This is a genomic window from Herbidospora cretacea, assembly GCF_001570605.1.
Taxonomy (GTDB): domain Bacteria; phylum Actinomycetota; class Actinomycetes; order Streptosporangiales; family Streptosporangiaceae; genus Herbidospora; species Herbidospora cretacea.
This window is the reverse complement of sequence record NZ_BBXG01000001.1, coordinates 625,002-647,361: the sequence shown is the minus strand read 5'-3', so window position 1 is coordinate 647,361 and position 22,360 is coordinate 625,002. Positions and strand designations below refer to the sequence as shown.

At 73.6% G+C, this 22,360-nt stretch carries 25 protein-coding genes; 15 read left to right on the top strand and 10 right to left on the bottom strand.

Features of this window, described 5'->3' with window-relative positions:
• Positions 1-31 precede the first annotated feature (31 nt).
• From AW270_RS02210 to AW270_RS02200, 3 genes are read left to right on the top strand one after another with little or no spacing between them, the layout of a single operon-like run.
• Positions 32-1,036, top strand: a complete 1,005-nt coding sequence (locus AW270_RS02210; protein ID WP_157521628.1) for an AAA family ATPase — start codon at positions 32-34, stop codon at positions 1,034-1,036.
• Positions 1,033-1,935 carry a DUF58 domain-containing protein gene (locus AW270_RS02205; protein ID WP_061289922.1) on the top strand — a complete coding sequence of 301 codons (903 nt, stop codon included), beginning with the start codon at positions 1,033-1,035 and terminating at the stop codon, positions 1,933-1,935. The genes AW270_RS02210 and AW270_RS02205 overlap by 4 nt, the downstream gene beginning before the upstream one ends.
• The gene (locus AW270_RS02200) at positions 1,932-2,879 is read left to right on the top strand and encodes a VWA domain-containing protein (RefSeq protein ID WP_061289919.1); all 948 of its coding nucleotides are present in this window, start codon (positions 1,932-1,934) and stop codon (positions 2,877-2,879) included. Before AW270_RS02205 ends, AW270_RS02200 begins: the two co-directional genes overlap by 4 nt.
• A 46-nt stretch (positions 2,880-2,925) precedes the next feature.
• On the opposite strand, the gene secD is transcribed toward AW270_RS02200, so the two are convergent.
• Complete coding sequence (gene secD / locus AW270_RS02195; RefSeq protein WP_061289916.1) at positions 2,926-5,172, bottom strand: protein translocase subunit SecD; 2,247 nt, start codon at positions 5,170-5,172, stop codon at positions 2,926-2,928.
• Positions 5,173-5,211: 39 nt separating this feature from the next.
• The gene (locus tag AW270_RS38355; RefSeq protein WP_157521617.1) at positions 5,212-5,466 is read right to left on the bottom strand and encodes a hypothetical protein; all 255 of its coding nucleotides are present in this window, start codon (positions 5,464-5,466) and stop codon (positions 5,212-5,214) included.
• Positions 5,467-5,872: 406 nt separating this feature from the next.
• On the opposite strand from AW270_RS38355, the gene AW270_RS02190 reads away from it, so the two are divergent.
• The 6 genes from AW270_RS02190 (at position 5,873) to AW270_RS02165 (ending at position 9,995) form a co-directional block, all read left to right on the top strand.
• Positions 5,873-6,373 (top strand): hypothetical protein, encoded by a 501-nt coding sequence (locus tag AW270_RS02190; RefSeq protein WP_157521616.1) that lies wholly within the window; start codon positions 5,873-5,875, stop codon positions 6,371-6,373.
• A gap of 169 nt (positions 6,374-6,542) precedes the next feature.
• Entirely contained in the window at positions 6,543-6,881 is a 339-nt protein-coding gene (locus AW270_RS02185; protein ID WP_061289910.1) for a TraR/DksA family transcriptional regulator, read from the top strand.
• Positions 6,882-6,953: 72 nt separating this feature from the next.
• Positions 6,954-7,544, top strand: coding sequence for a class I SAM-dependent methyltransferase (locus tag AW270_RS02180; RefSeq protein WP_061289907.1), 591 nt, complete (start codon positions 6,954-6,956; stop codon positions 7,542-7,544).
• Positions 7,541-8,086 carry a TrmH family RNA methyltransferase gene (locus AW270_RS02175; RefSeq protein ID WP_061289903.1) on the top strand — a complete coding sequence of 182 codons (546 nt, stop codon included), beginning with the start codon at positions 7,541-7,543 and terminating at the stop codon, positions 8,084-8,086. Before AW270_RS02180 ends, AW270_RS02175 begins: the two co-directional genes overlap by 4 nt.
• 71 nt (positions 8,087-8,157) lie before the next feature.
• Positions 8,158-9,294, top strand: a complete 1,137-nt coding sequence (locus AW270_RS02170) for a sensor histidine kinase (protein WP_061290175.1) — start codon at positions 8,158-8,160, stop codon at positions 9,292-9,294.
• Positions 9,291-9,995, top strand: coding sequence for a response regulator (locus AW270_RS02165; protein ID WP_061289898.1), 705 nt, complete (start codon positions 9,291-9,293; stop codon positions 9,993-9,995). Before AW270_RS02170 ends, AW270_RS02165 begins: the two co-directional genes overlap by 4 nt.
• On the opposite strand, the gene AW270_RS02160 is transcribed toward AW270_RS02165, so the two are convergent.
• Positions 9,976-10,740: a class I SAM-dependent methyltransferase gene (locus AW270_RS02160; protein ID WP_061289896.1), complete on the bottom strand. Its 765-nt coding sequence runs from the start codon at positions 10,738-10,740 to the stop codon at positions 9,976-9,978. The genes AW270_RS02165 and AW270_RS02160 overlap by 20 nt on opposite strands.
• On the bottom strand, positions 10,737-11,132 hold the full coding sequence (locus AW270_RS02155; protein WP_061289894.1) for a YciI family protein: 396 nt from the start codon (positions 11,130-11,132) through the stop codon (positions 10,737-10,739). Before AW270_RS02155 ends, AW270_RS02160 begins: the two co-directional genes overlap by 4 nt.
• A 25-nt stretch (positions 11,133-11,157) precedes the next feature.
• Between AW270_RS02155 and AW270_RS02150 the strand changes: the two genes are divergently transcribed.
• Genes AW270_RS02150 through AW270_RS02140 form a run of 3 tightly spaced genes read left to right on the top strand, consistent with a single transcriptional unit; the run spans position 11,158 to position 13,729 of the window.
• A complete protein-coding gene (locus AW270_RS02150; RefSeq protein WP_245674533.1) occupies positions 11,158-12,375 on the top strand; it encodes an RNA polymerase sigma factor in 1,218 nt (405 codons plus the stop codon).
• Positions 12,376-12,380: 5 nt separating this feature from the next.
• Positions 12,381-13,325 carry a tyrosine-type recombinase/integrase gene (locus tag AW270_RS02145; RefSeq protein WP_061289890.1) on the top strand — a complete coding sequence of 315 codons (945 nt, stop codon included), beginning with the start codon at positions 12,381-12,383 and terminating at the stop codon, positions 13,323-13,325.
• On the top strand, positions 13,322-13,729 hold the full coding sequence (locus AW270_RS02140) for an ACT domain-containing protein (RefSeq protein WP_061289887.1): 408 nt from the start codon (positions 13,322-13,324) through the stop codon (positions 13,727-13,729). Before AW270_RS02145 ends, AW270_RS02140 begins: the two co-directional genes overlap by 4 nt.
• Here the strand turns inward: AW270_RS02140 and AW270_RS02135 are convergent.
• Genes AW270_RS02135 through AW270_RS02115 form a run of 5 tightly spaced genes read right to left on the bottom strand, consistent with a single transcriptional unit; the run spans position 13,681 to position 18,286 of the window.
• A complete protein-coding gene (locus AW270_RS02135; protein WP_439649031.1) occupies positions 13,681-14,472 on the bottom strand; it encodes a phosphotransferase family protein in 792 nt (263 codons plus the stop codon). The genes AW270_RS02140 and AW270_RS02135 overlap by 49 nt on opposite strands.
• A gap of 53 nt (positions 14,473-14,525) precedes the next feature.
• Positions 14,526-15,710: a TolB family protein gene (locus AW270_RS02130; protein WP_061289880.1), complete on the bottom strand. Its 1,185-nt coding sequence runs from the start codon at positions 15,708-15,710 to the stop codon at positions 14,526-14,528.
• Complete coding sequence (locus AW270_RS02125) at positions 15,707-16,204, bottom strand: SigE family RNA polymerase sigma factor (protein WP_061289877.1); 498 nt, start codon at positions 16,202-16,204, stop codon at positions 15,707-15,709. The genes AW270_RS02130 and AW270_RS02125 overlap by 4 nt, the downstream gene beginning before the upstream one ends.
• 58 nt (positions 16,205-16,262) lie before the next feature.
• Positions 16,263-17,069, bottom strand: a complete 807-nt coding sequence (locus AW270_RS02120; RefSeq protein WP_061289874.1) for an NAD-dependent protein deacetylase — start codon at positions 17,067-17,069, stop codon at positions 16,263-16,265.
• Positions 17,069-18,286, bottom strand: coding sequence for an RNA polymerase sigma factor (locus AW270_RS02115; protein WP_061289871.1), 1,218 nt, complete (start codon positions 18,284-18,286; stop codon positions 17,069-17,071). The genes AW270_RS02120 and AW270_RS02115 overlap by 1 nt, the downstream gene beginning before the upstream one ends.
• 315 nt (positions 18,287-18,601) lie before the next feature.
• Between AW270_RS02115 and AW270_RS02110 the strand changes: the two genes are divergently transcribed.
• Both AW270_RS02110 and AW270_RS02105 read left to right on the top strand, forming a co-directional pair.
• A complete protein-coding gene (locus AW270_RS02110) occupies positions 18,602-19,561 on the top strand; it encodes an ATP-binding cassette domain-containing protein (RefSeq protein ID WP_061289869.1) in 960 nt (319 codons plus the stop codon).
• 5 nt (positions 19,562-19,566) lie between these two features.
• Positions 19,567-20,316 carry an ABC transporter permease gene (locus AW270_RS02105; protein ID WP_061289866.1) on the top strand — a complete coding sequence of 250 codons (750 nt, stop codon included), beginning with the start codon at positions 19,567-19,569 and terminating at the stop codon, positions 20,314-20,316.
• On the opposite strand, the gene AW270_RS02100 is transcribed toward AW270_RS02105, so the two are convergent.
• A complete protein-coding gene (locus tag AW270_RS02100) occupies positions 20,313-21,425 on the bottom strand; it encodes a winged helix DNA-binding domain-containing protein (RefSeq protein WP_061289862.1) in 1,113 nt (370 codons plus the stop codon). The two genes, AW270_RS02105 and AW270_RS02100, sit on opposite strands and share 4 nt — an antisense overlap.
• Positions 21,426-21,690: 265 nt before the next feature.
• On the opposite strand from AW270_RS02100, the gene AW270_RS02095 reads away from it, so the two are divergent.
• Positions 21,691-22,338, top strand: coding sequence for a lysophospholipid acyltransferase family protein (locus AW270_RS02095; RefSeq protein ID WP_245674532.1), 648 nt, complete (start codon positions 21,691-21,693; stop codon positions 22,336-22,338).
• Positions 22,339-22,360 lie beyond the last annotated feature (22 nt).

Here is a 22,360-nt window from a genome sequence, read left to right as displayed (position 1 = left end):
AGGGCCGGGCACGTCCGTCGTGCCGGCGAAGATGTCCGCAGGTGGCGGCGCCTCCACCGACGCCGACATGGGCGCGCTGCGCGACGCCCTGGCGGAGGTCCGGCGGGTCATCGTGGGGCAGGACCACATGGTCGAACGGCTCCTGGTCGCCCTCCTGGCGCGCGGCCACTGCCTGCTGGAGGGCGTCCCGGGCGTGGCCAAGACGCTGGCCGCCTCGACGCTGGCCACCGTCGTCGGCGGCACCTTCGCCCGCATCCAGTTCACGCCCGACCTGGTTCCCAGCGACATCGTCGGCACCCGCGTCTACCACCCCGGCACCGAGCGCTTCGACGTCGAACTCGGGCCCGTGTTCGTCAACTTCCTGCTCGCCGACGAGATCAACCGCGCCCCCGCCAAGGTGCAGTCGGCGCTGCTGGAGGTCATGGCCGAACGCCAGGTCTCACTCGCCGGGGTGACCCATCCGCTGCCGCGCCCCTTCATCGTGCTGGCCACCCAGAACCCGATCGAGTCCGAGGGCGTCTACCCGCTGCCCGAGGTGCAGCGCGACCGGTTCCTGTTCAAGGTCCGCGTCGAGCACCCCAGCGCCCACGAGGAGCTGGAGATCCTCCACCGGATGAGCGTCACCCCGCCCACGCCCGACCCGGTCCTCGACGCGCCGCGCCTGCTCGCGCTGCAGAAGTCGGCCGAGGCCGTGTCGGTCCACCAGCTCGTCGCCGACTACGTCGTGCGCCTGGTGATGGCCACCCGCACCCCCGCCGACTACGGGCTGCGCGAGCTGGAGGAGACCATCGAGATCGGGGTCAGCCCCCGCGCCACCCTCGGCCTGGTCGCCGCCGGGCGCGCCCTGGCGCTGCTGCGCGGCCGCGACTACCTGCTGCCCGACGACATCCGCGACGTCGCCGTCGACGTCATGTCCCACCGGCTCATGCTCACCTTCGACGCCCTGGCCGACGGCGTCGAGCCCGAGGACGTGGTCCGCCAGATCCTCCACTCCGTGCCGCCGCCCCTCGTGGTCTGGAACCAGGGCCAGCGATGAAAGGGGCCGACTCCGCGCTGCGCAAACTGGAGCTGACCGTCGTGCGCAAACTCGACGGTCTCCTCCAGGGCGGCCACCTGGGCCTGCTGCCCGGCCCCGGCAGCGAGTTCGGCGACACCCGCGTCTACGTCCCCGGCGAGGACGACACCCGGCGGATGGACTGGAACGTCACCGCCCGCACCACCGTCCCGCACGTCCGCGACCTCATCTCCGACCGCGAACTGGAGACCTGGGCGCTGGTCGACCTGACCGCGAGCATGGACTTCGGCACCGCCGACATGGACAAGCGCACCCTGGTCATCCACGCCGTCGGCGCGCTCGGCTTCCTGTCCAGCCGCGTCGGCGACCGCTTCGGCGCCTACGTCCTGCACGGCGACGAGGTGCACCGCTACCCGGCCAGGCCCGGCCGCGCCAACCTGTTCGGGCTGCTCCAGTCGCTCACCGACGCGCCGCGCGCGAAGGGCACCAGCAGCCTGGGCGGTGCGGTCGAGATGCTCGCCGCCGCCCACCGCCGCCGCGGCATGCGCGTCGTCATCTCCGACTTCCTCGACGACCCCGGCGACTGGGAGCGGCCCATCCGCCGCCTGGCCGCCCGCCAGCAGGTCCTGGCCATCGAGGTCATCGACCCGCGCGAGCTGGAACTGCCCGACGTCGGCCAGATCACCCTGCTCGACCCGGAGACCGGCCGCCACCGCGACATCCACCTGACCCGCCGCATCCGCGAACGCTACGCCGAGGCCGCCGCCGAACAGCGCGACGGCAACCGGGCCGCGCTGCGGCGGGCCGGCGCCGCCCACCTCGTCCTGCGCACCGACCGCGACTGGATGACCGACATCGCCCAGTTCGTGCTCCGGCAGCGCCGAACCGCACACCTGATGGCCCGGAGGGCCCGCGCATGATCTTCCTGTCCCCCGCGTGGCTCTGGCTGTTCGCCGCGCTGGTCGCACTGGCCGTCTTCTACGTGGTCATGCAGTACGTCCGGCGGCGCTACGCGGTCCGCTTCACCAACCTGGCGCTGCTGTCGCTGGTCGCGCCCGAGCGGCCCGGCTGGCGCCGCCACCTGACCGCCGGGCTGTTCCTGGCCATGATGAGCCTGCTGGTCCTGGGCGCCGCCCGGCCCGCCGACGAGGTCCGCGTGCCGCGCGACCGCGCCACCATCATGATCGCCGTCGACATCTCCCTGTCGATGGAGGCCGCCGACGTCGCCCCCACCCGGATGGTCGCCGCCCGCCAGGCCGCCGAACGCTTCATCCAGGACCTGCCCGAGCGCTTCAACGTCGGCGTCGTCTCCTTCGCCCGCTCGGCCGCCGTGGCCATCCCGCCCACCACCGACCACGCGGCGGTGATCAACACCATCCGCAACCTCACCACCCGGCCCGGCACCGCGATCGGCGAGGCGGTCTTCAACTCCCTGGACGCCATCCGCTCCTTCGACCAGCAGGCCGTCACCGACCCGCCGCCCGCCGCCATCGTGCTGCTGTCCGACGGCGACAACACCTCGGGCCGCTCGGTCAACGAGGCCGTCGAGGCCGCCGCCGGCGGCAAGGTCCCGGTCTCCACCATCGCCTACGGCACCCCCGAGGGCACCGTGGCCATCGACGGCCGCAGCGTCCAGGTGCCGGTCAACAAGCAGACCCTCCAGACGCTCGCCGACGGCACCAACGGCCGCGCCTACACCGCCGAGTCCGGCGACGAACTGCGCGACGTTTACGCCCAGATCGGCACCAGCCTGGGCTACCGGGTCGTCCACCAGGAGATCACCCAGCGGTTCATCATCGCCGCCGTCCTCGCCGGGATGCTGGTCGCGGGGTCGGCCCTGGTGCTCGGCACCCGCATCCCCTGACGCGGGCGCCGACCCCGGCTCACACTCCCGGCTCACATTACCGGGATCACACGACGGCGCCGGTGCCCGTCCGGCGCCGTCGGGGCGCGGGCGGCTCGGGCGGCGGCCGCCCGCTGAACCGCTCGAACTCGACCGCCAGCGGACCGGCCACCAGCGACGACGACGCCGTCCCGACGACGATCCCGGTGACCAGCGCGACGGCGAAGTCCCGCAGCGAGTCGCCGCCGAACACCGCCAGGGCCACCAGGATGAACAGCGCCCCCAGCCCGGTGTTGACCGTCCGCGGCACCGTCTGCAGGATCGCCGCGTTCACGACGTCGGGCAGCCGGGCCGCGGGGCTCGCCTGCCACAGCTCGCGGACCCGGTCGAAGACGACCACCTTGTCGTTGATGGAGTAGCCGATGACGGTCAGCACGGCGGCCAGGAACACCCCGTCGACCGGCCGGCCCAGCCAGGCGAACAGACCGGCCACCGCCAGCACGTCCACGACCAGCGCCAGCACCGACGCCGCGGCGAAGGTCCAGCGGAACCTGATCGTCAGGTAGGCCAGCTGCGCCGCCAGCGCGACGCCGAGCGCGACCAGCGCGTTGCGGCGCAACTCCTCGCCCAGGCTGGGGCCGACCAGCTCGTCGCGCTGCTTGGTCACCTCACCCACCCGCGCCTCCAGCGCGCGTTCGATCGCCGCGACGTCGTCCGCGCCGATCTGCCCCGCTCGTACCGACACCTCGGCGCCCGAGGTCTGCCCCGAGATCTGCACGGTCGCTGACGCGTGGCCCGCCTCGGCCACCGCCTGCCGGGCCACTTCCCCGCTCACCGGCCGCGCGGCGGTGAACTCGACCATCCGGCCCCCGGTGAACTCCACCCCGAAGTTCAGCCCGTGCACGACCAGCCCGGCCACGGCCACCCCGGCCAGCAGGACCGATCCGGCCAGCCACCGCCGCCCGGCGGCCATCAGCCGAGGGTCGCGGCGCGCGATCCACGTCCTGACCCGGCCGGGCGAGGCCAGACCCGACCACCGCGCGCCGATCACGCCGGCGAGGGAGCGCGTCAGCACCCGGGTGACGAGCATGGCCGAGACGAGCGCGGCGAACACGCCGATGGCCAGCGTCACACCGAAGCCGCGCACCGGCCCGGACGCCAGCCAGAACAGCAGACCGGCCGCCAGGAGGGTGGTGACGTTGGAGTCGGCGATGGCGCTCCACGCCCTGGCGAAACCGCGATCCAGCGCCGGCCGCAGGCCCCGGCCCGGCGCCCGGCCGTACTCCTCGCGGGCCCGCTCGAAGACCAGCACGTTGGCGTCCACCGCCATGCCGACGGCCAGGACGAACCCGGCCAGACCCGGCAGGGTGAGCGTCGCCCCCAGAGCCAGCAGCGCGGCGTAGGAGATCAACCCGTACGTCGCCAGCGCCACCGCCGCCATCAGCCCCGACAGCCGGTAGGTGACGACGATGAACAGCGCCGTGAGCAGCACCCCGGCGACGCCAGCCTTGGCGCTCGCCTCGATCGCCTCCGCGCCGAGCGTCGGCCCGACGGTCCGCTGCTCGATCAGCGTCAGCGGCACGGGCAGGGCGCCACCCTTGATCAGCATGGCCAGGTCCCGCGCCTCCTGGTGGGCGAAGGAGCCGGTGATCTGGGTCGACCCACCCGGGATGCCGGCCTGGCACGCCACTCTCGCGTCGACCTGGGGCGAGGAGACGACCTCGCCGTCCAGCACGATGGCCACCCGCCGCCGGGGGTCGCCGGGGTCGTGACACGCCGCCTCGGCCGTCAGCCGCCGCCAGGCGTCGGCACCGTGGAAATCGAGGCCGACGAACCAGCCGGGGCCCTGCCCCGGATCGGTGCGCGCGGCGGCGTCCCGCACGTCGCCGCCGGTGATCGCGGCCGGGCCGACGCGCAGAGGCCGGCCGGACTCGTCGGCCAGGACCTCCCCGGCGTCCCCGCCCGGTCCGAGCACGGGATGGAAGGTGAGCTGCGCCGTCCTGCCGATGACCTCGGCGGCCTGGCGCGGGTCGAGCACACCGGGCAGTTCGACGATGATGCGCCGCTCCCCGGAGCGGAGCAGGGTCGGGTCGACCACGCCGAGCGCGTCGGCGCGTCGGCGCAGCACGTCCAGCGCGCGGTCGGCGGCCCCGGCGTCGGCCTTGACCGCCGGGCCGTCCCGCGTCTCGAACACGAGCTGGGTGCCGCCACGCAGGTCCAGACCGAGACGTGGCGAAAGGGTGAGCGTGAGCAGCAGAGCGGTGACGACGACGACACACGCCGCCACCGCGCGCCAAAAGGGCGCACGGAACATGAGAAAGCCTCCACGGCCATCGCAGAAGGGAAAAGGACCTCAGCGCGTCGTGGAAGGAGGAGCCCGTGCCGGAGCCCGCCCGGCCGCCGGTCGCGGCATCGCGGAGGAGAACCCGGCGACGTCCGCGACCGCCCGCACGAGCGGGGCGGCCCACCCGGCGGACGGCAGCACCGCCGGCAGCAGCGGGGGAACGGCCACACCCCAGCCGGAACTCAGCCGGGGCGGGACGGTGTCACGATCGACGTGCGAAGTGGGACCACCCAACGCGGCAAGCGGCTCCGCGCCACTCGTCACGCTCACAACCCTCGCCGGGAAACTGGGCGCCGCGCTCGAGATCCCCACCGGGAAACCAGGGACCGCGCTCGAAACCGCCACCGGGAAACCCGGCGCCGCACTCGGAACCCCCACCAGGGAACCGAACGCCACGTTCGAGCCCCCCACCGGCGAAACGAGCTCCACGTTCGAGACCGCCACGGGGGAACCGAACGCTCCAACAGTCGCGGTCCCCAGAGGGGAACCGAGCGATCCAGGAGTCGCGGTCGCCGGTGCGGGCCCCAGCAGGAAGGCGGACAGCAGCAGGAGCAGCGCGACGGGCAGTCTGCTGCGCACGTCTCCTCCTGACTTTTGGGGGTTTGCGGGCCACCGTACCCGGCGACCGGGACCGGCGCGTTCACTGATGCGCTCGGCTATGGTCGGCGTCATGACAGGACCGTGGAGAACACCACGAAGGTCCGTCGCCGGCGACGCCGCCGCGACGGTCCTGGTCCTGCTCTGCCTGATCGCCTCGTCGCTACTGCCGACCGGCGCCTGGGGCGCCGTGAACGGCGGCCCTCTGCACGGCAGCGCCGCGAACGCAGGCCACGCGCACAGCAGCACTACGAACGCGAGCCACGCGCACAGCGGCACCGCGAACGCGGACCACGCGCACAGCGGCACCGCGAACGCGGACCACGCGCACACCGGCTCCGACCAGTCGTGGAGTCGGCGCGACGCCGGGGCCGACGTGTCGAGCCTGCCGCCGCAGACCGGCGTCGCCCGCGAGCACCACGCGCCCTCGCCGTGGCCGTCGCGTGGCGGGTTCCACGACGCGCTCGCCTATCAGGCCCTCATGACGCCGCCGGCCGCGGACACGGACGCGTTCCGTCATCCGCAGCGCCCGGCCCACCGCACCGCGGGACCGCGCAGCCCGCCCGGCGCCTGACCGACCCTTCCCGGCCAGTTCCGTGGCCCTGCAAGCCGCGGCGCCCGGCCGCATGCCCTCACAGGGCTCTTCCTCGGCGCGGCACCGAGACGCCACGCGCCGGCCACCTCCCATGGCCGCGCGGGCCTCCGCCGACGCCTTCCCACGCGCGCGAAGGAACACAAAGATCATGACAACCCGGCCTACCACCCCTATCAGCAGCGTCCAGATCCAGTCGCTGCGCGAGGAGCTGCAGGACCAACTGGAGCGGCGCGGCCGCCACCTCGACGGGCTGCGCGGGCAGCAGCGCGACAGCAGCGGAGCCGACGACACCTGGCAGGAGCTGGCCGTCTCGATCGTCGTCGCCGAGCGTGCCGTCGCCGAGCTGTCCCACGCTCTGAAGCGGCTGGCGGCGGGCACCTACGGCCGCTGCGCGGACTGCTCGGGCGCCATCCCCTTCGAGCGGCTCAAGATCCGGCCGCTGGCACGCACCTGCATCGACTGTCAGCGGCGGCACGAGGCCGCCTGATCCGGCCGGCCCGGGGCGGACCCGCTCCGGGCCGGACCCGCGCCCCCGGAAGCTGGGGTAACGTTCCGGCCCGTGCACTACTTCGACGAGCGGCCGCAGGCCGAGAGCCGCCCCGCCACGGTCACCCTGGTGCTGCCCGACCTGCACCTGCGCCTGGAGACCGACCGGGGCGTGTTCTCCCCCGACCGCGTCGACACCGGCACCAAGATCCTGCTGGAGTCCGTGCCGCCCCCGCCCGCCGAGGGCGACCTGCTCGATCTGGGGTGCGGCTACGGGCCGATCGCGCTCACGATGGCGACCCGGTCGCCGCAGGCGACCGTCTGGGCGGTGGACGTCAACCGGCGGTCACTGGAGCTCACGGAGCGTAACGCCACGGCCGCCCGCCTTGACAAAGTAAGGTGCGTGCACGCCGACGAGATGCCCGACGACGTGAGGTTCTCGGCCATCTGGTCCAACCCGGCCATCCGGATCGGCAAGCCCGCCCTCCACGCCATGCTCACCCGCTGGCTCGACCGGCTGCTCCCCGGCGGGGCCGCCTACCTGGTCGTCCAGAAGCACCTCGGCTCCGACTCCCTGCAGAAGTGGCTCACCGAGCAGGGCTGGACGGCCACCCGCCACGCCTCCCGCGCCGCCTACCGCATCCTGGAAGTGACCCCGAGATGAGCACCCCGAACCCGCGCCGCCAGCTCCGCCCGACCGACGTCAAGCGGCTCAACCGCACCTGGCGCCGCAACACGGCCGGCCGCCTCGGGATGATCGTCGAGTCGGTCACCGGGCCGTTCAACATCGGTTCGATCTTCCGTACGGCCGCCGCGTTCGGCGTCGACGTCATCTGGCTGGCGGGCAACGCGACCCCGCCGACCAACCCCAAGGCGCAGAAGACCGCGCTGGGCACCGACCGGCTGGTCGAGTGGCACGAGCCGGTCCCGGCCGCCCAGGCGGTGAAGGCCGCCAAGGAAGACGGCTTCACGATCGTGGCGATCGAGCTCACCGGCGACGCCCTCCCGCTGCACGAGGCGAAACTGACCGGCGACGTGTGCCTGGTGGTCGGCAGCGAGGACCACGGCTGCTCCCCCGCCGTCCTGGAGGCCGCCGACGCGGTCGCCTACATCCCGCAGGTGGGCCGGGTGGGGTCGTTCAACGTCGCGGTGGCGGCGGCCATCGCGCTGGCCGAGGCCCGCCGCCAGGAGTGGTCCGCGCCGTAGACGGAAGTCGGAGCGGGAGCGACCTTCGGCGGATGGCCGCGCCGGAGGCGTCGTGGTTACGCTCGGACGCGATGGACCTGTCCCCCCGCCGCCCCCGTGACTGGATCGCCGACTCGCTGCTGTTCGGGTTCGCGGTCGCCTTCGGCCTGCTGACCGGATACGTGCGGGTCGAGACGCTCCACCTGCTGCCCCACCCGGCCCTGTTCTACGTCGACCAGGTGCTGGGGGTGCTGGGCTGCGCGGCCCTGTGGTGGCGGCGCCGGTTCCCGGTGGAGCTGGCGGTCGTCGTGGTGGTCGTCTCATCCTGGTCGGAGCTGATCGCCGGGGCGACCATCGTGGCGCTGTTCAACGTCGCCGTGCACCGGCCGCCGCGCGTCACCGGCGGGATCTTCGGGCTGGGCCTGCTGTCGTGCCTGGTCTTCGTCCTGCTGCGGCCCGATCCGGAGGACCCGGGCGCGCTGGTGTTCGTGCTGGGCGCCTCCATCTACGGGATGGCCACCGGCTGGGGCATGGTGATCCACCACCGCCGCCAGCTCGCCGCCTCCCGCCGGGACCGGGAGGCCCAGATGGCCGTCGAGGTGCGGCTGCGCGCCGAGCAGGCCCAGTTGCAGGCCCGCGAGGCGATCGCCCGGGAGATGCACGACGTCCTCGGCCACCGGTTGTCGCTGCTCAGCGTGCACGCGGGCGCGCTGGAGTTCCGTCCCGACGCGCCGCCCGACGACGTGGCCCGCGCCGCGAAGATCATCCGGGAGAGCGCCCACCAGGCCCTCCAGGACCTGCGCGACGTGATCGGGGTGCTCCGCGCCCCCGTGCGCGAGCTGCCCCAGCCGACCCTCGCCGAGGTCGGCCGGCTGACCGAGGAGTCGGCGGCGGCGGGGATGCGGGTGGCGCTGACCGGGAAGGTCGAGGGCGAGGTGCCCGGCCTGATCGGGCGGACCGGCTACCGCATCGTCCAGGAGGGCCTGACCAACGCCCGCAAGCACGCCCCCGGCGCGTCCGTCGAGGTGACGGTCGCCGGGTCGGCCGGGCCGGGGCTGACGGTCGAGGTCCGCAACGAACGGCCGCCCGGCGCTCCGGCCGTCCACTCCGGCGGGCAGGGGCTGACCGGCCTGGCCGAGCGGGTGGCGCTGGCCGGGGGACGGCTCACCCACGGCGCGCGGCCGGACGGCGGCTGGGTGCTGGCGGCTTGGCTACCCTGGCCCGCATGACCACCCCGGCGACCGACCCCGTCACCGACCCCGCGACCATCGCCGTGCTCATCGTGGACGACGACCCGCTGGTCCGGGCCGGGCTGACGATGATGCTCGGCGGCGCCCCCGACCTTCGCGTCCTGGGTGAGGCCGCCGACGGCTCGCAGGTCGCCGGGCTGGTCGACGCCCTGGCGCCCGACGTGATCCTGATGGACATCCGCATGCCGTCCATGGACGGTCTGGCCGCGACCGAAGTGGTGCGCGCGAAGCCCGGCGCCCCCGAGGTCATCGTGCTGACCACCTTCGACGCCGACGAACACGTCCTGCGGGCCCTGCGGGCGGGCGCGGCCGGGTTCCTGCTCAAGGACACCCCTCCGGCGGAGATCGTCGAGGCGGTGCGGGAGGTGGCGCGCGGCAACCCCGTGCTGTCGCCGGGGGTGACCCGCCGCCTGATGGACCGCGTCGCCGAGTCCGGCCACGACCGCCGCAGAGCCGTCGCCCTGGCCCGGCTGGAGGCACTCAACGCCCGGGAGCGCGAGGTCGCCGTCGCGGTCGGCCACGGCGGGTCGAACGCCCGGATCGGCGCCGAGCTCTATCTGAGCGTCCCGACGGTCAAGACCCACGTGTCGAGCATCCTGGCGAAACTGGGCTTCAACAACCGGGTGCAGATCGCGCTGCTCGTCCACGACGCCGGTCTGATCAGCGAACCGCCTCGATGAGGAAACGCTGCGAGTGGGCCACGAACGGGCCGTGCCGCTCGATGAAGGCATGGAGGACCTCCAGGCGGTCGCGGTAGGCCTCGACGGTGAAGCCGGGGACCGTCCAGACGACCTTCCGCAGGAACACCACGACGGCTGCGACGTCGAAGAACTCCATCCGGAGCGCCTCGTGCCGCACGTCGGTCACGGTGAGCCCGGCGCGTTCGGCGGCGGCGGTGAGCCCGACGACGTCGACGCCCGAATGGGTCGTCAGCGGATCGCGCGATCGGCGGCCTCCGACGACGGGGCCCATCATGAACTCGGTCAGCTCCCGCACCGACCCCGACCCGACGTGCTGGGCCAGGTAGCGGCCGCCGGGGGTGAGCACCCGGGCGATCTCGTCCCAGCGGGTGGTGACGGGATGACGGGAGACGACCAGGTCGAAGCGCCCGTCGGGGAAGGGCAGGTCGGCGTCGTCGGCGACGTGGGCGACGCCCTCGCCGAGCCGCCGCCGGGCCAGGGCCAGGTTGGGTTCCCACGACTCGGTCGCCGCCACCACCGGCGGCAGACCGGGCACCGCCGCGAGGACCTCCCCGCCGCCGGTCTGCACGTCGAGCAGCGCCGTGGACGTGGCGGCCCGTTCGGCGAGCAGCCGCGCGTACCCCCACGAGGGCCGCTGCTCGGTGGCGCGCCCGTCGAACCAGGAGAAGTCCCACCCCTCGACGGGCACCGCCCCGCCCTCGGCCAGGCGATCGTCGAAGGTCACCGCTCGCCGCGTTCCCGCTCGGCCGCGATCCGCTCGTCGAGCTCGGGCACCTCGAAGACCTCGCGGATCTCGATCCCCTCCTCGCCGTCCTGGACGTAGGGCATCTTCAGCGCCCAGGCCACCGCCTCCTCCTTGGAGGCCACCTCGATGATCCAGAACCCGGCGATGACCTCCTTCGTCTCGGTGAAGGGCCCGTCGATGACGACGGCCTTCCCCTTCCGGTACGAGATCCGCGCCCCCGTCGACATCGGGTGGAGCGCCTCGGCCGTCACCAGCACCCCGGCCTCCGTCATCGAGGCGTTGTAGGCGCGCATGGCCTCGATGAGGTCGTCGCTCGGCAGCACGCCCGCCTCGCTGGCCTCGCTCCCCAGGCCCATGATCATGAATCGCATCCGCCCAGTCTGGTGGAATGTCCCGGTGACCAACAAGGCGAACCAGGCGGCGGAGGAGGTCTGGCGGACCGAGGCGGCCCGGGTCATCGCGGGCCTGACGCGGCTGACCGGCGACGTCGGCCTGGCCGAGGAGCTGGCCCAGGACGCGCTCGTCGCGGCCCTCGAACAGTGGCCCCGCGACGGCGTGCCCCGCAACCCGGGGGCGTGGCTGACCACGGTCGCCAAGCGCCGCGCGGTCGACCTGTTCCGGCGGCGGGAGCGCCACGACGAGCGGCTGGCCGAACTGGCCCGGCGGGCGAGCGGCGTGGCGGAGCAGCCCGACCCCGACGCCATCGAGGACGACGTCCTGCGGCTGGTGTTCGTCGCCTGCCACCCGGTGCTCACCACGCAGACCCGGGTGGCGCTGACGCTGCGGCTGCTCGGCGGGCTGAGCACCGACGAGATCGCCCGCGCGTTCCTCACCCCGGAGGCCACGCTGGCGCAGCGGATCTCCCGCGCCAAGAAGACCCTGGCCAAGGAGCGGGTCCCGTTCGAGGTCCCGCCCCGCGAGGAGCTCGGCGAACGGCTGGAGGCGGTCCTGGAGGTCATCTACCTGATCTTCAACGAGGGCTACACGGCGACCGCGGGCGACGACTGGATCCGGCCCCACCTGTGCGAGGAGGCGCTGCGGCTGGCCCGCCTGCTGGAGGACCTGCTGCCCGCCGAGCCCGAGGTGCACGGGCTGCGGGCGCTCCTGGAGATCCAGGCCTCCCGCCTGGACGCCCGCACCGACGACGCCGGCGTCCCGATCCTGCTCCTCGACCAGGACCGCGCGAGATGGGACCGGGGCCGCATCGCGGCGGGGCTGGCCGCCCTGGAGAAGGCGGGCCACGGCCCCTACGCGCTCCAGGCCGCCATCGCCGCCTGCCACGCGCGGGCCGAGACCGCCGAGGCGACCGACTGGGGCCGGATCGCGGCCCTCTACGAACGGCTGGCCGAACAGGTCCCCTCCCCGGTCGTCGAGCTCAACCGGGCGGTGGCCCTGTCGATGGCCTACGGGCCCCAGGCCGGGCTCGCCCTGGTCGACGAGCTCACCGAAGATCCGGCGCTGGCGGGCTACCACCTGCTGCCCACCGTCCGGGGGGACCTGCTGGCCAGGCTCGGCCGCGACGAGGAGGCCAGGGCCGAGTTCCGCAGGGCGGCCGAGCTGACCAGGAACGCCCGCGAGAAGGCGCTGCTGCTGGCCCGCGCCGGAGTATCCTGACGATCATGAGTCTGCCCGAACGCGTGATCGACGGCGTGCTGGCCCGCGACGGGCAGGCGGTGCTCGACCGGCTCACCCAGGCCTGGCTGCTGTCGTTCGCCTCGCCGCACACCCGTTCGGCCTACGGCTCCGACCTGGCCCAGTGGCTGGCCTTCTGCGAACGGCACGAGATCCACCCGCTGCGGGTCATCCGCGTCCACGGCGACGCGTTCGCCCGCTGGCTGGAGCCCGTCTCGCCGCGCACCCTCGCCAGGAAGCTGTCGGCCGTCTCCTCCTGGTACGCCTACGCCACCGACGAAGGGCTGCTGGAGGCCAACCCGTTCACGCGGGTCCGCCGCCCCAAGGTCGAGCGCTTCCAGTCCGAGACCGTCGGCCTCACCGAGGACGAGGCCCGCGCCCTGGTGGCCGCCGCCGACGCCGCGAAGGGGCCCACCGCCCTGCGGACGGCCGCGTTCGTCCGCCTGATGATCGAACTCGGGCCGCGCGTGTCGGAGGCCCTGGCCGCCACCGTCGACGACCTGGGGCATCAGCGCGGCCACCGTACCCTCAGGATCGTCGGCAAGGGCCAGAAGACCCGCGTGCGGAACCTGCCCCCGGCCACCGCGGCGGCGCTCGACGCCTACCTCGACGACCGCGCCCGCCTCGCCGGGATCACCAGGGAGAAGCTGACCGGGCCGCTGTTCGCCACCGCGGGCGGCCGGGCGCTCGACCGGGCCGACGCCTACCGGCTGGTCGTGAAGGTCGCCAAGGCGGCCGGGCTGGAGTCGAAGGTGACGCCCCACGCGCTGCGCCACACCTTCGCGACCGTCGCCAGCGACCGGGGCGCGTCGGTGAAGCAGCTCCAGCAGGCGCTCGGCCACGCGAGCTCCTCCACCACCGACATCTACATCCACAGCCGCGACAATCTGGAGCGCGACCCGTCGCAGATCGTCGCGGCGGTGATCGGGTGACCCCCGGCGAGAGCGACCTGGCGACCCTGCTGGCGGACCTCGACCCGGTGCTCCACGACGGCGTCTACGTCTTCGTCACCGCCCGCGAGACCCCGCCGGGCGTGACGCCGGTGCTGACCTTCACCGAGCCCGAAGGGCTGACCCTGGTCGTGCCCGAGGGGCAGGCCGAGGGCGTGTTCCCGTGCCGGTGGATCACCCTGCGGGTGCACTCGTCGCTGGCGGCGGTCGGCATGCTGGCCGCCGTCGCCACCGCGCTCGCGGCGGAGGGCATCCCGTCGAACGCGGTGTCGGCCTACTTCCACGACCACCTGTTCGTGCCGCCCGACCGGGCCGCCGACACCCTGCGGGTGCTCAGTCAGCCGGCGAACGTCCAGGCCAGGTGGGACAGGCCCTCGTCGGCGTAGTGCTGCGCGCCGGGCTGGGTCAGGCCGTAGGCGATGTCCTCGATGATCGCGCAGCGGGCGTAGAACCGGGCCCGGACCTCCGCGTCGGGGCCCGCGTCGCCGCCGTGCTCGCGGTAGCTGCGCAGCGTCCCGGCGAACACGTCGGGGCCGAGGTCGCGCAGGATCAGGCCCAGGTCGTAAGCGGGGTCGGAGATCGCGGCGTCGGTCCAGTCGATGACGCCGGTGACGGCGGTCCCGTCGGTCAGGACGTGCTCGCAGCCGAGGTCGTTGTGGCAGAAGGCCATCCGCCTGGTCTGGTCGCGGGGCGGGTCGGCGCGCAGGAACTTCTCGACGTCGCCGCGCAGGTCGTCCGGCACGTGGTCGCGGACGACCTCGTGGTACTCCTCGATGGTCCCGGCCAGCCAGGCGTAGAAGGGGTCGTCGTCGACCTCGACCAGCCCCTCGACCCGCTCGGCGGGCACCGCGTTCATGGCGGCGAGGAAGGCTCCCAGGGGTTCGGCGACCGCGATCCCGAGCCGGCTGTCGAGGGGTTCTCCCGGCAGTTTCCGGTACGCCATCACGCCCGCCCCCTCGTCGACGAAGACGACCCGGGGGACGGGCACGGGCGACACCTGCGCGACGAGGGCGAGGAGGCGGGCCTCCCGGCGGACCTCCTCGGCGCCGCCCTCCTTGCTGCCGCGCACGATGAGGTCGCCGTCGACCTCGAAGGCGACGTTGTCCCAGCCTTCGCCGAGCTTGACCACCGACTGGGCCGGACGGCCCAGATGACGCGCCACCAGGGCGCCGATCCCGTCGATCACGAGCCGGAGACTATCCGCCGCAGGTCGATGATCACCAACGTTTCGGCGCCGATCCGATGCGCGCTGAGCATGTCCCGCCGGTCGACGGTGACGGCGATCGTGGTGTACGACTCGTCGTCGGCCGGGATGTCGAGCTCCAGGCTGCCGGCCCGGCCGGTCGTCACGTCGAGGAGGTACTGCTCGGACTCCTCCGGCCGGGAGTCGGTCAGCCCCATGATCCGGTCGGCGGCCAGGCCGTGTGGAAGTCCCGGCAGCGCCCGCTCCCCGGTCCCGTCCCGGCCCCGGACGAACGCGCCGCCGTCGGCGCGCAGCCCCGAGCAGGTGGTCACCCCGCAGATCACGTTCTTCTCCCCCGGCCCGGGGGTGACCTCGGAGACCTCGCCCGTCTCCAGGTTGACCAGCCGCCGGAACGCGATCTCGATCATGTCGGCCGGCTCGAAGGCGCCCGCCCACGGCCACTCCAGCAGGAACAGCCCCTGCCCGCCGGGCACCGGCTCGGGCCGCCCGCCGGTGGCCGGGACGGTGAACACGCCCTCCCGCGCGGAGTAGACCAGCCGGTCGCCGTGGAGTTCCATCCGCGCCGGGACGTGCGGGAGCCCGCCGGGCAGCCGCCGCGCGGGGCCGCCGGACAGCGGCGCCTGCCACAGGACCGCCGACGTGCCGGTCGTGACGTGCCAGATCAGCCGGTCGCCGTCGACGAGGAAGCCGTCGGAGATCTCGCCCTTCCGCGTGCGGACGTCGGTGACCTTGCGGATCTGGCGGGTGACCTGGTCGTAGGCGTAGACGGCGTTGGCGTTCTCGTGGGAGCCCCAGGTCGACAGCAGCGCGGTGCGGTCGCCGGCGAGGGCCAGGGCGCGCAGGCGGCGGCCGTCGCGCAGGGCCGCCGGGACGACCCGGACCGCCTCCGGCCACACCTCCTCCACCGGCGGCGCGCCCACCACCTGCTCGCGGGTGATGGCCGGCAGGGACGGGTTGACCACCACGGGCCGGGGGCTCTCCTGCCGGATCGCCAGGACCGTCCCGGCCGTGACCACGACGACGGCGGCGGCCGAGGCGAGCAGCCGGGCCCGGGTCCGGCGGCGGCTCCGGCGGCCGATCCCGGCCACCAGCGCGGGCGGGGCGAGGGGGGCGTGGGCGGCGGCCCGGCGCAGGGTGGTGCGCAGGTCGTCCTCGATCGTCATCGCAGGCTCCTGTCGGCTTCGGTGTCCCCGATGACGGATCGCAGGCGGGCCAGGCCGTGGCTGGCGTGGCTGCGGACGGTGCCGCGCGAGATGCCCAGCACCTGGGCGATCTCGGCGTCGGTCCGGTCCTCGTAGTAGCGCAGCACCAGCACGGCGCGCTGCCTGTGGGGCAGCCCGGCCAGCGCCCGCCACAGGCCCTGCTCGCGGTCGGCGGGCCGATCGTCGTCCCAGGTCAGGTCGGGCGGGTCCCAGGCCAGGTGCTCGCGGCGGCGGCCGCGCCAGACGCTGATGTGGAGCCGCGCCATGGTCACCCGGACGTACGCCTCGGGGTCGTCCCGCCGCCGGACGCGGGGCCACGCCCGGTGCAGCCGCGCCAGCGCCTCCTGGGTGAGGTCGGCGGCGTCGTGCGGGTTGCCGCTGAGGACGTAGCCGTACCGGAGGAGGGCGTCGGCGCGTTCGGCGGCGAACGCGGCGAAGTCGGGGTCCTGGCTCACACCCCCTCAGACGGGCGATCCCGCCCGGGTGTTGACGCCGCGGCCGGATGTGGCGCGATCAGGCAGTCCCGACCAGCCGCGTCAGCGTCGCCCCCAGGGGCGCGTCCAGTTTGAGCAGCGCCTGGGCGTCGCCGCCCGTCGGGCCCTGGTTGACGATCGCGATCGGGATGCCGAGCGACTCGGCCCGGTCGACGAACCGGCGGCCCGACCGCACGGCCAGCGACGAGCCCAGCACCAGCAGCAGCCGGGACGCCGCCACCATGGCGAAGCACTCGTCGACCCTCGGCTGGGGGACGTTCTCGCCGAAGAAGACCACGTCGGGCTTGAGCAGGCCGCCGCAGCCGGTGCAGTCGACGACGGTGAAACCGGCCACCAGCTCGTCGGCCAGCGCGGCGTCGCCGTCGGGGTTGATCGGGCCGACGGCCGCGTCGAAGCCGGGGTTGGCCGCCTTGAGGCGGGCGTCGAGCTCGGTGCGGGGGGTGCGCTCGCGGCAGGCCAGGCAGGCCACCCGGTCGAGGCCGCCGTGGAGTTCGATCACGCGGCGGCTGCCGGCCGCCTGGTGGAGGCCGTCGACGTTCTGGGTGACCACGCCGTCGAGCAGGCCGAGGCGTTCCAGCTCGGCGACCGCGTGGTGGCCGGCGTTGGGTTCGACCCGGCGCATGTGGCGCCAGCCGACGTGGCTGCGGGCCCAGTAGCGGCGGCGGGCGGCGGCGCTGGTGGTGAAGGTCTGGTAGGTCATCGGGTCGGCGCGGCGGGCCCGGCCGGTCTCGCCCCGGTAGTCGGGGATGCCCGACTCCGTGGACAGTCCCGCGCCGCTGAGGACCACCACGCCCCCGTCGCCGACCAGGCCGGCGAGTTCTCGCATCACCTGTCCATTCTGGGGTCCGCCTGGCGTGCCTTGTGCTCCAGGTAGCGCCGTTCGGGCAGGCTCGCGGTCCGGCGCGCGGCCTTGGCGTAGGCGGCGCGCGCGCCGTCGAGGTCCCCGGCCATGTCGAGCAGGTGGGCCCGGACGGTCTCCACCCGGTGGTGGCCCCTCCACACGCTCTCCTCCTCCAGGGCGGCCACCAGGTCGAGGCCGGCGGCGGGGCCGTGGACCATGGCCACGGCGACGGCGTGGTCGAGGGAGACCATGGGGCCGGGCCAGTAGCGCTGGAGGGTCTCGTAGAGGGCCAGGATCCGCCGCCAGTCGGTCTCCTCGTCGCTGGGGGCCTCGTCGTGGACGGCCGCGATCGCCGCCCGCACCTGGTAGGGGCCCAGCGGCGCGGAGCGCAGGCTGTCGGCGATCAGGGCGACGCCCTCGGAAACGAGGATCCGGTTCCAGCGGGAACGGTCCTGCTCGGCCAGCGGGACGAGGATCCCGCCCGGGCCGGTGCGGGCCGGGCGGCGCGCGTCGGTGAGCAGCATGAGCGCGAGCAGCCCGGCCACCTCGCCCTCGCCGGGCAGCAGCCGGTGGAGCCGCCGGGTCAGCCGGATCGCCTCGGAGGTGAGCCGGACGTCCACCAGCCCCGCCCCGGCGTCGGCGGCGTAGCCCTCGTTGAAGATCAGATGGAGGACGTGCAGGACGACCGCCAGCCGCTCCTCCCACTCGTGGGCGGACGGGAGCTCGAAGCGCGCCCCCGCGCTCGTGATCGCCTCCTTGGCGCGGCCGATGCGCTGACCGACGGTCGCCTCGGGCACCAGGAACGCCCGTGCGATCTGCCCGGTCGTCAAGCCGCCGACCGCCCGAAGGGTCAGCGCGATCTGCGACGACGGCGGGATCGAGGGGTGGCAGCACAGGAACAGCAGGGTGAGGGTGTCGTCGTGGCTCTCCACGTCGTCGATCGGACCGGGCGTGGACGCGGCGCGCTCCTCGCGGCGCTCGCGCGCCTCGGCTGCCAGGCGGCGCGAGGCGACGGTCACCAGCCACGCCTTCGGGTTGGCCGCGATCCCCTCGACGGGCCACTGGAGCGCCGCCGCGAGCAGGGCGTCCTGGACGGCGTCCTCGCACGCGTCGAAACGGCCCCAGCGGCGGACCAGCACCGCCAGCACCTGCGGCGCCAGGTCGCGCAGCAGGCGGTCGGTCACCGCGTCCAAGCCGGTCATGAGCCTTCGATCACCGGCCGTATCCCGACGGCCGGGAACTCGGCCCGGGTGCCATGGATCATCAGCGCGTACGTCATGGCACCGACCGTATCGCCCCCGATCAAAAAATCTTCACCAAGCGATTGCCCCGCAGCTCACCGCCCCTTTTCACGCTATGTACGCCATCGGCACGCTATGGCGTTTCCGCAGGTCGGAGCGAACGTGAACGTACATTTCACGTTTGCCTGGGTGCCCTGCCGCAGGTCAGGATGGATCGATCCCCCACCGCCCCCCACCAGGGGTCTGTTCGGCGTGCCCGAATGTGAAGGAGCGTCCGTGATCCATGCCCGTGGCCTGACCAAGACGTACACGATCAAGAGGAAGACCACCGTCGAGGCGGTGCGCGGCGTCGACCTGGATGTGGAGGCCGGGCAGCTCGTCGCCTTCCTCGGCCCGAACGGCGCGGGCAAGTCGACCTGCCTGCGCATGCTGACCGGCCTGCTCCCGCCCACGTCCGGCACCGCCAGGGTCGCCGGGCACGACGTCACGACCGAACGCGCGGCCGTGCGCGCCAAGATCGGCTACATCGGCCAGAAGAACGGCGCCGGGGAGGCCTTCCGCATCGGCGACGAGCTCGTCACGCAGGGCCGCTGCCACGGCATGCCCCGCCGCGAGGCACGGGCCCGCGCCGAGGAGCTGCTGGCCGTGGTGGGCCTCGACGGGCTGTTCGCCCGCAAGCCGTCGACCCTGTCGGGCGGCCAGCGCCGCCGCCTGGACATCGCGCTCGGCCTGATGAACCGCCCGCCCCTGCTGTTCCTGGACGAACCCTCCACCGGCCTCGACCCGGCCAGCCGCGCCGAGATCTGGTCGCACATCCTGCGCCTGCGCGCCGACCACGGCACGACCCTGCTGCTCACCACCCACTACCTGGACGAGGCCGACGCGATGGCCGAACGCGTCGTCGTCATCGACCAGGGCCGCCTCATCGCCGACGGCACCGCCCGCCGCCTGAAGGCCGACCTGGCCGGCGACCGCCTCACCGTCACCCTCCACGACCCGGCCGACCTCCCCCGCGCCGCCGAGCTCGCGGCGGGCCTGCCCGGAGCGGACGGCGTCACCGTCGACGGCGGGGCGCTGACCCTGCGCGTCGCCGCCGCCGACCGGGCGCTGCCGGAGTTCGTGCGGGCGCTGGACGCGGCGGGCGTCAAGGTCGACACGGCCGAGAGCTCCCGCCCGACCCTCGACGACGTCTTCCTCGCCCTCACCGGCCGGACCATCCGAGACAAGGACGCCTGACCCCCATGGCCTTCCTCCGCGACACCGCCACGATCTTCACCCGCGAGTTCGCGCCCGTCTGGCGCGACCCCCTCTCGTTGGTCTTCACCATGGCCCAGCCGCTGCTGTTCCTCTACCTGTTCGGCCCGCTGCTGGCGGAGGGCACCGCCACGCCCGGCCCCGCCTGGCAGTGGTTCGTGCCCGGCATCCTGATCATGATGTGCCTGTCCGGGCCGCTGATGGCCGGATACTTCCTGCTGCTCGACCTCATCGGCGGGTCCATGGAGCGCCTGCTGGTCACCCCGGTCAGCCGGACCGCGCTGCTGGTCGGCCGCACGCTCAAGGAGTTCGTGGTGCTGCTCGCCCAGGCCGTGCTGATCATCGGGCTGGCCGTCCCGCTCGGGCTCGACCCGCACCTGCCCGGCGTGCTGACCGGGCTGGCGCTGCTGGTGGTGTTCGGGATCGGGCTCGGCGCGCTCTCGTTCGTGCTGGCCATCGTCTCGGCGCCCGGCGGTGAGCTGTTCTACGGCGTCACCCAGGTCGTCATGTTCCCGCTGCTGCTGCTGTCGGGCGTGCTGCTGCCGGTCGAGAACGGGCCCGGCTGGCTCCGGGCGGCGGCGTCGGTCAACCCGGTCACCTACATCGTGGAGGCCGAACGCGCCCTGTTCGCCGGAAGGTTCCTGGACACTCCGGTCCTGTACGGCGCCCTCGCCGCCCTCCTCACCGCCATCATCGGCCTCCACCTGGGCAGACGGCGCATCGCGATGGGCGTCTAACCCCGGAAGGCCACCTCGTGGGAGGCGGCGTCGGGGTGGGTGAACTCCAGCAGCCGCTTGGCCTCGGCGATCAGCTCGGCCTTGGCCAGGATCGGGACCTGCTCCAGCGGGGTCAGGATCAGCGCCGCCGCGCCCTTGGCGACGCTGATCGTCCACAGCCCGGCCACCCGGCCGTCGACCAGGAACGACGGCTTGAGCTGGCCGTTGGCCTTCACGTAGACGTGGTCCTTGTGGGGGTCGGGCAGGATGCGGGCGCGCCGGCCGGTGGCGTAGGCCAGCAGGGTGCTGTCGAACCACGGCAGCAGCCTGACCGGCGCCTCGACGTCCTCGCCGGGGCGGGGCGCGTCGGGCAGGTCGAACAGGGTCCGGCCCTCGTCGTCGAGGAACCGCTCCAGGTCGGGCATGGCCTCCAGGGCCGTGCGCACGGGGGTGATGTTCCAGGCGATCCAGGCGGCCACGTCCTCGGCGGCGGCCGGCCCGAACGCCCGCAGATGGCGGCGGATCACGAAGTCGAGCGCCTCCCGCAGCGGCGGGAACTGCGTCGCGGGGCCGCGCGCGTAGAGGACCGGGGTGCGGCGGGACCAGGTTCCCTCGGCCGGGACGCGGATGAAGCCGACCCGCATCACCACCGACGTCCACCGGTAGAGGCGCTGGAGCTCGATCTCGCGGTCGGAGAACACGCCCGGGTTCGCCTCGACCCAGGTGTCGATCGCGGTGACGATGTCGGCGGCCGGGCGCGGCGTGTCGCCGAGCTCGCGCACCATGGTCAGCAGCTCGCCGATCTCCGGCTCGGGCCCGGCCCGGAACGAGCCCACCTTGGAGGCCGCCGACACGGCCGCGTAGGCCGGATAGTCACCCGGGGTGACGGTGTGGATGGTGCCGCGCAGCAGGGTCCCGGTCACCAGGTCGCCGGTCGAGTGGGCCTGCCACGGCGACTCGGGCGGGCACTCGTGGGCGCGGGTCCACAGCGCCGGGCCCAGCGCGGGCCAGTATTGCATCTGCAACGCGCCGGCCCGCTCGGCCACCTCGGGCAGCGGCATCCGCATCCGTTCCAGCAGTCCCTGCCGGGCCAGCAGGGCGCGATTGAGGGCACGGATCGTGATCGGCATGCCGCCAGCCTACGGGCCGGGGAACAGCGAGCCCCCGCGTGTGGTTAACTACGTAGTGCCGGTGTGGATGTGTCCCCCGGGCCGCATATACCGCCTTCACGGAATACCGTTCGGCTGGAACCGTGTTGTGCATCTCGCCGAGGAGGCGACCACCACACCGGCCTAAAACGTTCTCCAGCGATGCCCCGCCTCCGCGCGGGGCATCGTCGTTTCGGGGTGGCGGCGAGATCTAGGCTGGGAGCGGTCAACCGAGGGAGGAGCCCCCTTGTCGTCGCTGTTCTACCGTGCCGCCAAACTCGTCAGCATCCCGGTGATGCATGCCGTCTGGCGGCCCCGCGTCGAGGGGATGGAGCACGTCCCCGAGCGCGGGCCGGCGATCATCGCCGCGAACCACCTGTCCGCGCTCGACTCCTTCTTCCTGCCCGCCCTGATGCCTCGCCGCGTGACCTTCGTCGCCAAGAACGAATACTTCACCGGCAACCCGATCACCCGCATGATCATGAGCGGCAACCTGGCGATCGACCGCGACAGCGCCGGCGCCGCCCAGGCGATGCTCGACGCCGCCGCCGGGATCCTCGACGAGGGCGGCCTGTTCGGCATCTACCCCGAGGGCACCCGCTCCCCCGACGGCCGCCTCTACAAGGGCAAGATCGGCGTGGCCTGGCTGACCCTGACGACCGGCGCGCCCGTGCTGCCGGTGGCGCTGGAGGGCACCGACAAGGTGCTCCCGCCCGGCGCGTCGGTGCCGCGCGTCCACCGCATCACGGTGAAGATCGGCAAGCCGATGACCTTCGAAGGAGAGGCCGGCAAGGCCCGCGACCGGCGCGAGGTCACCGACCAGATCATGGAGGCGATCCGCGAGCTGTCCGGCCAGGAGTACGTGCCCAGCTACGCCAAAAGGCCCAATGCGTAACAAATCCCGATATGTAAAGAAT

What these genes read in the sequence shown, in the direction of transcription:
- AW270_RS02210 (WP_157521628.1), top strand. Translation starts at nt 32, where the DNA reads ATGTCCGCAGGTGGCGGCGCCTCCACCGACGCCGACATGGGCGCGCTG.
- AW270_RS02205 (WP_061289922.1), top strand. Translation starts at nt 1,033, where the DNA reads ATGAAAGGGGCCGACTCCGCGCTGCGCAAACTGGAGCTGACCGTCGTG.
- AW270_RS02200 (WP_061289919.1), top strand. Translation starts at nt 1,932, where the DNA reads ATGATCTTCCTGTCCCCCGCGTGGCTCTGGCTGTTCGCCGCGCTGGTC.
- secD (WP_061289916.1), bottom strand. Translation starts at nt 5,172, where the DNA reads ATGTTCCGTGCGCCCTTTTGGCGCGCGGTGGCGGCGTGTGTCGTCGTC.
- AW270_RS02190 (WP_157521616.1), top strand. Translation starts at nt 5,873, where the DNA reads ATGACAGGACCGTGGAGAACACCACGAAGGTCCGTCGCCGGCGACGCC.
- AW270_RS02185 (WP_061289910.1), top strand. Translation starts at nt 6,543, where the DNA reads ATGACAACCCGGCCTACCACCCCTATCAGCAGCGTCCAGATCCAGTCG.
- AW270_RS02175 (WP_061289903.1), top strand. Translation starts at nt 7,541, where the DNA reads ATGAGCACCCCGAACCCGCGCCGCCAGCTCCGCCCGACCGACGTCAAG.
- AW270_RS02170 (WP_061290175.1), top strand. Translation starts at nt 8,158, where the DNA reads ATGGACCTGTCCCCCCGCCGCCCCCGTGACTGGATCGCCGACTCGCTG.
- AW270_RS02165 (WP_061289898.1), top strand. Translation starts at nt 9,291, where the DNA reads ATGACCACCCCGGCGACCGACCCCGTCACCGACCCCGCGACCATCGCC.
- AW270_RS02155 (WP_061289894.1), bottom strand. Translation starts at nt 11,132, where the DNA reads ATGCGATTCATGATCATGGGCCTGGGGAGCGAGGCCAGCGAGGCGGGC.
- AW270_RS02145 (WP_061289890.1), top strand. Translation starts at nt 12,381, where the DNA reads ATGAGTCTGCCCGAACGCGTGATCGACGGCGTGCTGGCCCGCGACGGG.
- AW270_RS02130 (WP_061289880.1), bottom strand. Translation starts at nt 15,710, where the DNA reads ATGACGATCGAGGACGACCTGCGCACCACCCTGCGCCGGGCCGCCGCC.
- AW270_RS02120 (WP_061289874.1), bottom strand. Translation starts at nt 17,069, where the DNA reads ATGCGAGAACTCGCCGGCCTGGTCGGCGACGGGGGCGTGGTGGTCCTC.
- AW270_RS02115 (WP_061289871.1), bottom strand. Translation starts at nt 18,286, where the DNA reads ATGACCGGCTTGGACGCGGTGACCGACCGCCTGCTGCGCGACCTGGCG.
- AW270_RS02105 (WP_061289866.1), top strand. Translation starts at nt 19,567, where the DNA reads ATGGCCTTCCTCCGCGACACCGCCACGATCTTCACCCGCGAGTTCGCG.
- AW270_RS02100 (WP_061289862.1), bottom strand. Translation starts at nt 21,425, where the DNA reads ATGCCGATCACGATCCGTGCCCTCAATCGCGCCCTGCTGGCCCGGCAG.